Here is a 299-nt window from a genome sequence, read left to right as displayed (position 1 = left end):
TTCATCAAATAATGATGAGAATACTAAAGTAGATACCAATTAATCTTTCAATTAATGGCATATTTTTACTTTTGAAAACTCTTTATAGATACGAATATCTATAAGAATTTTAATATCAGCTTTCCAAATTTTTAAAGAGCATATTAATTAGTTAAACCAAGCGGTTTAGCTAACTAACAATCATCTGTGTGGACACTACGAACAAATAAGTTCTAAATCGTATAAGGAGGTGATCCAGCCCCAGGTTCCCCTAGGGCTACCTTGTTACGACTTCACCCCAGTCATGAATCACTCCGTGG

1 rRNA gene is annotated in these 299 nt (G+C 33.8%); it reads right to left on the bottom strand.

Annotated elements, in window-relative coordinates:
* Positions 1 to 222 precede the first annotated feature (222 nt).
* Positions 223 to 299, bottom strand: a 16S ribosomal RNA gene (locus tag JIG37_RS00125); the annotation flags it as partial.

The sequence above is a fragment of the Pseudoalteromonas sp. bablab_jr010 genome (assembly GCF_016464105.1).
Taxonomy (GTDB): Bacteria; Pseudomonadota; Gammaproteobacteria; order Enterobacterales; family Alteromonadaceae; genus Pseudoalteromonas; species Pseudoalteromonas simplex.
Note: the sequence above shows the minus strand (reverse complement) of the source record. Positions and strands in the feature narration are given on the sequence as shown.